The 7,611-nt window shown below is 46.4% G+C and carries 4 protein-coding genes; all 4 read right to left on the bottom strand.

Features of this window, described 5'->3' with window-relative positions:
- On the bottom strand, nt 1-3,587 hold a 3,587-nt coding region (locus tag BK583_RS21010; protein ID WP_180316904.1), incomplete at its 3' end, for a beta strand repeat-containing protein.
- 247 nt (nt 3,588-3,834) lie between these two features.
- Complete coding sequence (ulaA, locus tag BK583_RS10785) at nt 3,835-5,196, bottom strand: PTS ascorbate transporter subunit IIC (protein ID WP_078440142.1); 1,362 nt, start codon at nt 5,194-5,196, stop codon at nt 3,835-3,837.
- A 20-nt stretch (nt 5,197-5,216) separates the two neighbouring features.
- Nucleotides 5,217-5,483 (bottom strand): PTS sugar transporter subunit IIB, encoded by a 267-nt coding sequence (locus BK583_RS10780; RefSeq protein WP_078440141.1) that lies wholly within the window; start codon nt 5,481-5,483, stop codon nt 5,217-5,219.
- Nucleotides 5,480-7,567: a BglG family transcription antiterminator gene (locus BK583_RS10775; protein ID WP_078440140.1), complete on the bottom strand. Its 2,088-nt coding sequence runs from the start codon at nt 7,565-7,567 to the stop codon at nt 5,480-5,482. Before BK583_RS10775 ends, BK583_RS10780 begins: the two co-directional genes overlap by 4 nt.
- Nucleotides 7,568-7,611: the final 44 nt, after the last annotated feature.

Genomic DNA, 7,611 nt, shown 5'->3' with positions numbered 1-7,611 from the left:
CCAGTAGTTCCAGTAACGCCAGTAGCCCCGGTGGCACCTGTAACTCCTGTAGGACCAGTAGCTCCAGTGGCACCTGTAACGCCAGTAGCACCTGTTACTCCGGTAACACCAGTAGCCCCTGTAGCCCCTGTAACTCCAGTAGCTCCCGTAACGCCAGTAACCCCAGTGGCACCTGTAACTCCTGTAGCCCCTGTAACTCCAGTAGCTCCTGTAACGCCAGTGGCCCCGGTAACGCCAGTAGCTCCCGTACCGCCAGTAATTCCAGTGGCACCCGTAACTCCTGTAGCCCCTGTAACACCAGTAGCTCCTGTAACTCCTGTAGCCCCTGTAACTCCAGTAGCACCAGTAACACCAGTGGCCGCGGTAACGCCAGTAGCTCCTGTAACTCCCGTTACTCCAGTAGCTCCAGTGACCCCAGTAACACCAGTAGCTCCAGTAACTCCTGTAGCCCCTGTAACTCCAGTAGCACCAGTAACGCCAGTAGCCCCGGTGGCACCAGTAACTCCAGTAGCTCCTGTAGGACCAGTGGCTCCAGTAGCTCCAGTAGCTCCAGTAATGCCAGTAGCTCCAGTAACTCCAGTAGCACCAGTAACGCCAGTAGCTCCAGTAACACCTGTAATGCCAGTAGCACCCGTTACTCCTGTAGCCCCTGTAACACCAGTAGGACCTGTAGGTCCTGTAATGCCAGTAGCACCAGTAACGCCAGTGGCACCAGTGGCACCAGTAACCCCAGTAGCTCCAGTAATGCCAGTAGCTCCAGTAACGCCAGTGGCTCCGGTATCTCCAGTAACACCCGTAGCACCAGTAGCTCCAGTAACGCCAGTGGCACCTGTTACTCCAGTGGCCCCGGTAACGCCAGTGGCATCTGTTACTCCAGTGGCCCCGGTAACGCCAGTAGCTCCTGTAACTCCCGTTACTCCAGTAGCTCCAGTAATGCCAGTAGCCCCTGTAACGCCAGTGGCACCTGTTACTCCAGTGGCCCCGGTAACGCCAGTAGAACCAGTAGCTCCAGTAGCACCAGTAACTCCAGTAGCTCCAGTAGCACCAGTAACTCCAGTAGCTCCTGTAGGACCAGTGGCTCCAGTAGCTCCAGTAGCTCCAGTAATGCCAGTAGCTCCAGTAACGCCAGTAGCTCCAGTAACACCTGTAATGCCAGTAGCCCCCGTAACTCCCGTAGCCCCTGTGACACCAGTAGCACCTGTAGGTCCCGTAGTGCCAGTAGCACCAGTAACGCCAGTAGCACCAGTAACACCGGTAACGCCTGTGGCCCCAGTAACCCCAGTGGCTCCAGTAACTCCTGTAGGACCAGTAACGCCAGTAGTTCCCGTAACCCCAGTGGCACCCGTAACTCCCGTAGCTCCTGTAGGACCAGTGGCTCCAGTAGCTCCAGTAGCTCCAGTAATGCCAGTAGCTCCAGTAACGCCAGTAGCTCCAGTAACACCTGTAATGCCAGTAGCCCCCGTAACTCCCGTAGCCCCTGTGACACCAGTAGCACCTGTAGGTCCCGTAGTGCCAGTAGCACCAGTAACGCCAGTAGCACCAGTAACACCGGTAACGCCTGTGGCCCCAGTAACCCCAGTGGCTCCAGTAACTCCTGTAGGACCAGTAACGCCAGTAGTTCCCGTAACCCCAGTGGCACCCGTAACTCCCGTAGCTCCTGTAGGACCAGTGGCTCCAGTAGCTCCAGTAGCTCCAGTAATGCCAGTAGCCCCTGTAACGCCAGTGGCTCCGGTCTCTCCAGTAACACCCGTAGCACCAGTAACGCCGGTAGCTCCGGTAGTGCCAGTAGCTCCGGTAGGACCAGTAACTCCGGTAGCTCCAGTAACACCGGTAGCTCCAGTAACGCCTGTAACTCCCGTAACTCCTGTAGCTCCAGTAGCCCCGGTAACCCCAGTGGCTCCGGTATCTCCAGTAACACCAGTAGCTCCCGTACCGCCAGTAGCCCCTGTAACTCCAGTAGCTCCAGTAATGCCAGTAGCCCCTGTAACTCCAGTAGCTCCAGTAGCACCAGTAACACCGGTAACGCCTGTGGCCCCAGTAACCCCAGTGGCTCCAGTAACTCCTGTAGGACCAGTAACGCCAGTAGTTCCCGTAACCCCAGTGGCACCCGTAACTCCCGTAGCTCCTGTAGGACCAGTGGCTCCAGTAGCTCCGGTAATGCCTGTAATGCCAGTAGCACCCGTTACTCCTGTAGCCCCTGTAACACCAGTAGGACCTGTAGGTCCTGTAATGCCAGTAGCACCAGTAACGCCAGTGGCACCCGTTACTCCTGTAGCTCCAGTAATGCCAGTAGCTCCAGTAACGCCAGTAGCCCCGGTGGCACCAGTAACGCCAGTAGCTCCTGTAGGACCAGTGGCTCCAGTAGCTCCAGTAACTCCAGTAGCACCAGTAACGCCAGTAGCACCAGTAACACCGGTAACGCCTGTGGCCCCTGTAGCTCCTGTAGCACCTGTTACTCCGGTAACGCCAGTGGCTCCGGTAACGCCAGTAGCTCCAGTAACTCCAGTAGCACCCGTTACCCCGGTAACGCCAGTAGCCCCGGTAACGCCAGTGGCCCCGGTAACCCCAGTAGCTCCAGTAACTCCAGTAGCACCCGTTACCCCGGTAACCCCAGTAACACCGGTAACCCCAGTAACACCAGTAGCTCCGGTGACTCCAGTGGCACCAGTAACGCCAGTGGCACCAGTGGCACCTGTAATGCCAGTAGGACCAGTAACGCCAGTAGCTCCAGTAACACCTGTAATGCCAGTAACGCCAGTAGCTCCAGTGACTCCAGTAGCGCCAGTAGCTCCCGTAACCCCAGTGGCACCCGTAACTCCCGTAGCTCCTGTAGGACCAGTGGCTCCAGTAATGCCAGTAGCTCCAGTAACTCCAGTAGCACCCGTTACCCCAGTAACACCAGTAACACCAGTAGGACCTGTAACGCCGGTAACACCTGTAGCTCCCGTAACACCAGTAGCACCTGTAGCTCCCGTAACACCAGTAGCACCTGTAGCTCCAGTAGAACCTGTGGCACCAGTAACGCCAGTAGCTCCAGTAACGCCAGTAGCTCCAGTAACGCCAGTAATCCCAGTGGCTCCCGTAACACCAGTAGCACCTGTAGCTCCAGTAGAACCTGTGGCACCAGTAACTCCAGTAGCACCAGTGATTCCTGTAGCTCCAGTAGCACCCGTACCGCCAGTAGCCCCGGTAACTCCCGTTACTCCAGTAGCCCCTGTAACACCAGTAGAACCAGTAGCTCCAGTAACGCCGGTAGCACCAGTAGCTCCTGTAATGCCAGTGGCACCTGTAACGCCAGTAGCTCCGGTAGCCCCTGTAACGCCAGTAGCTCCGGTAGCCCCTGTAACGCCAGTAGCTCCGGTAGCCCCTGTAACTCCAGTAGCTCCAGTCGCCCCGGTAACGCCAGTGGCTCCAGTAATGCCAGTAGCACCCGTAACTCCTGTAACTCCTGTAGCCCCGGTAACACCGCTCACATCGTTAAAATAGCTACAATAGGTGCTAAATAAAGATCCTCCATTTGTTGGGGTCCTTTTAAATTGGACAATGCCTTGATGTATACAATATTCATATTTAGAAATTTTTTTCATCGTAAACAGCCCTTATACAAATGTATTTTTATATGTAGGAAAAAAAGGCTTTCTAAATAGTATTCATAAATTTTTTAGTTGTGAATGGGACAAGATGAAATCCTGACGATTTTTCATTTTAGATTTAAAGAGTGTACATGCATGTTTATAAAGGGCCAAATTTTGTTGCAAAGTAAAAACAAAAAAAGCCCAGATACGAAAGGATCTGAGCTTGAATTAAAGTGGATTGAAAAAATTTTATTTTTAGTTATGAGTGGTTTGTCTCAGATGGTTTTTTCCTCGTTTTTATTCCAATTAAGAAAAAGCCTGCGATAACAGCTAAGACGATAACCGTGAATGCAATAGTCGAATTTATTTGTTGGCTAAGTATGCCAAGTGCAATCCCTACTACTCCAAAGTCTGAATCACCAAACGTCGTACTTTGGAAACCGAGATCTCCGAGGACAGGTAATAGTAGTGCTGGTAAAAAGCTAATAAAAACTCCATTTACCATAGCACCAATAATGGCTCCCCGTCTTCCACCAGTAGCATTTCCGAAAACTCCAGCTGCTGCACCTGTAAAGAAATGCGGTACAAGTCCTGGTACTATTACTGCTAAGCCAAAGAGTGGTAGAAACATCATACTGATTAAACCAGCTGCGAAACTAAACAAAAATCCTATAATAACAGCGTTGTTTGCAAATGGGAAAACAGCAGGTGCATCAAGTGCTGGCTTTGCATTTGGTACAATTTTGTCAGCGATTCCTTTAAAAGCCGGAACAATTTCTCCAAGCAACATTCGTACACCTGTGAGAATGATGTATACGCCAGCCGCGAAGGCCAATGCTTGCATTAAAGAGAACACAAGAAAGTTTTGGCCGCCACTCAACTGTGATTCAATAAATTCACTTCCTGTAAATAGTGAAACGACAACGAATAAAATAACCATTGTTAAGGATACAGCAACTGTCGTATCTCTTAAGAAACCAAGTGATTTTGGCACTTTTATATCTTCAGTAGATTTTTCTTTATTGCCAAACCATTTTCCGATTGTAGCAGAGGCATAATAGCCGAAAGACCCAAAATGACCAACAGCAATATCATCAGAACCCGTAATCTCACGAGTGAAAGGTTGAAGCATAGCTGGTAGAAGCACCATTAAAGATCCTAAGATAATAGCGCCTAGTACGACCATTGGAACTCCAGCCATACCAGCAGTAGTCAAAATGACGGCTATCAAGCAAGCCATAAACATGATGTGGTGTCCAGTTAAAAAGATATACTTAAAGGGTGTAATACGAGCAAACAGAATATTTGCCATCATCCCGAATAACATGATCATCGCTGTTTCAGTACCAAATGCATCTTGCGCTATGGCAACAATTACTTCGTTATTCGGTATGACACCGTTTACATCGAATGCGTGATTAAACATCGCACTAAATTGATCTAATGACTGTGTAATGACCATGGCACCTGCTCCTAAAATAACAAAGCCAAGTACGGTTTTTAGGGTTCCTGACACTACATCGGCAACTGCTTTTCTCTGAGCAAGTAAGCCGATGAGTGCAAAAAGACCAACAAGTAGTTCAGGAGTACCTAAGAGATCATTCATGATGAAATCAACCATTGGTGACGACCTCCTTTAGCTTATACATGTTGGTTTAGGACTTCTCGTAATTCATTTTTATCCAGTAGGTTTTTTAGGCCCACTACGTTTCGAGAACCATCTCTTAAATTGGAAACAATCTCTTCTGAACCAATATATAAGTCCGCGTTTTCAGTTTTTGCTGTTGTTAAATCTGTGTGAGACACATCTGCTTGTTTATCTAAATCCTTTAAAACTTGCTTTGCATTCATTTCAACAATCATAGAACTTCCTAATCCATTTCCACATACAACTAATACTTTTTTCATTGTTCTTGTCCTCCTTCATTCTCCTTATGAAGAATGGTTTCAATTTGTGAAGCTGATGTACTTGCCAAAATGTCTTGAACGTTTTTCTGTTCTGAAAGCAGCTCAGAGAGTTGGGATAACGCTTTGAGATGGGTCTCATTATCAATGGCCGCTAAAACGATGATAATTTGTGCATTATGCTTGGCTTCATTAGAAAAAGAAACAGGTTCATTTAGTTTCAATATACTGATCCCAAGCTTATTAACGCCTTCTTCAGGTCTTGCATGTGGCATCGCAATGGAAGGTGCGATCACAATATAGGGTCCGTTCGTTGTTACATTATTAATCATGGCATGAATATAGGATTCAACAATCGATTCTTTTTGTAATAGCGGCTGAGCAGCTATCGTAATCGCTTCCTGCCAGGAAGAAACGGTAGGCTGAACCTGAATCATGCTCTTGTCTACTATCTCATGTAACATCGGTTTATACACCTCAAGTCTTAATCTAGTTGGGCGAAAGAATGGTTCTAGTTGATGAATTAATGCTTGTCTATCACGAATATCAGCATTTTTTTCAATAATATGCAGAACGCTTTCAAATTCAGACTGTTTTAAGCGTTCAGGATCCAAAAAGCTTTGTAACTCACGAAAGATATGTGCCTTTTCTCGATCTCCAAGAATTGCCGGAACGTAGATAATCGGAATGAGGGATTCGCTTATAAAAGTTGTAGAAAAGGCGAGATCTACTTTTTTCTCATACTTGTTAAACAAACGTATTGGGATATACGTAAGAAATTCTACTTCCGGTAATAAGACTTCTAATTGAGAGAAAAGCATTGATGACGCAGCAATACCATTCTCACAAACAACAACCGCTTTATACGCTTTTTTTCGATTTTCCCTTTTTCGATTAATCCACCCACCAAAGTGCATCGCAATAAGGGCAACTTCTTCCCTTGGAATTGGTCGATTCACGTATTCTTCAAGTGGTTTTAAAGCTTTTTCAGTCAACGTATAGATTTCTTTAAGTTGGTGTTCAATAAGCGGTAAATACCGGTGATTGAGTTGTTCATTATACTTTAATCTGTAATAGGCAGGTTTGATGTGTGCCACTAAATTCTTGTACAAGCGCTCTTTTTCGTGAAAATTAACTCCACTATGGTATTCAAACCGCTCAATGATTTCTTTTGTTAACGTCAACACATCCGTTTGTTCGTCTTGTCGATCACGAGTATGAATATCCGTTACCCGGGAGCTTAACAGCCGAATAACAAATAGTATGCACTCTGGTTGCTTAAATAAACGAAATCCTTGATGAACAAGACGTTCGGCCATTTGATCAACAACCTTATAAGCCTGTGTATGAAGAAGTACTTGCTGTTCTTCTACTTCTATCCAAAGCTTTTCAAAAGATCGATTAGATAAGAAAAGAAGGGTAAGCTTTAAAGACGTTGCTACTTGCTCATTGAATGTTAGCGATAACGCTTGCTCCAATTGTTTAATTTCATTTTGAAACTGTAGTTCTGTATTCGTTATTCCAGCTTCTACTTGATTAAATAGCAACGACCTTACTTCAATAAAATCTTCATCGGCGATAACGAATATAACTTTTTGAATCACCCGCCACACATCATAATCGGCTCCAACTATACGATATCCATCTTGTTTTGAATGAAGCAGCTCAACATGATGATCGTGGAGAAATTGTGAAACAGCAGTTAAATCTTTAAACAAGGTTCCACGACTTACTTGAATGAGATCCATTAACGCTTTAGCGGTTGTGTTTGGTGGTTGCAGCAATACACTGGCTACAATGATGTACTGCCGTTCTTTTTGAGTAAATCGATAATCCCATTGTTTTTTTAATGCAACTAAATTAACTAGACTTGTCTTCGTGTCGGAAGTTAAAGATATGCCTTTACGATATTCACGTTTTATAGGATGTACTTGATTTTCTAACAACCAATAATCAATTTCATTAAAATCGTTATAAAGCGTACGTTTTGACACACCAAGACGCGTTGCTAACTCAGCAGGATCAATCGGTTTTTTCGCTGAATGTAAATAAGATAAGATGGTTATGCGTCGTTGATCAAGAACCACAAAGATTGCTCCTTACAGAATATAATTTTGCACAGTATCTCATA

The organism is Shouchella oshimensis, from assembly GCF_002019765.1.
Taxonomy (GTDB): domain Bacteria; phylum Bacillota; class Bacilli; order Bacillales; family Bacillaceae_D; genus Shouchella; species Shouchella oshimensis.
Note: the sequence above shows the minus strand (reverse complement) of the source record. Positions and strands in the feature narration are given on the sequence as shown.

Coding starts and splice junctions, on each gene's coding strand:
- BK583_RS10780 (WP_078440141.1), bottom strand. CDS start 5,483: ATGAAAAAAGTATTAGTTGTATGTGGAAATGGATTAGGAAGTTCTATG.
- ulaA (WP_078440142.1), bottom strand. CDS start 5,196: ATGGTTGATTTCATCATGAATGATCTCTTAGGTACTCCTGAACTACTT.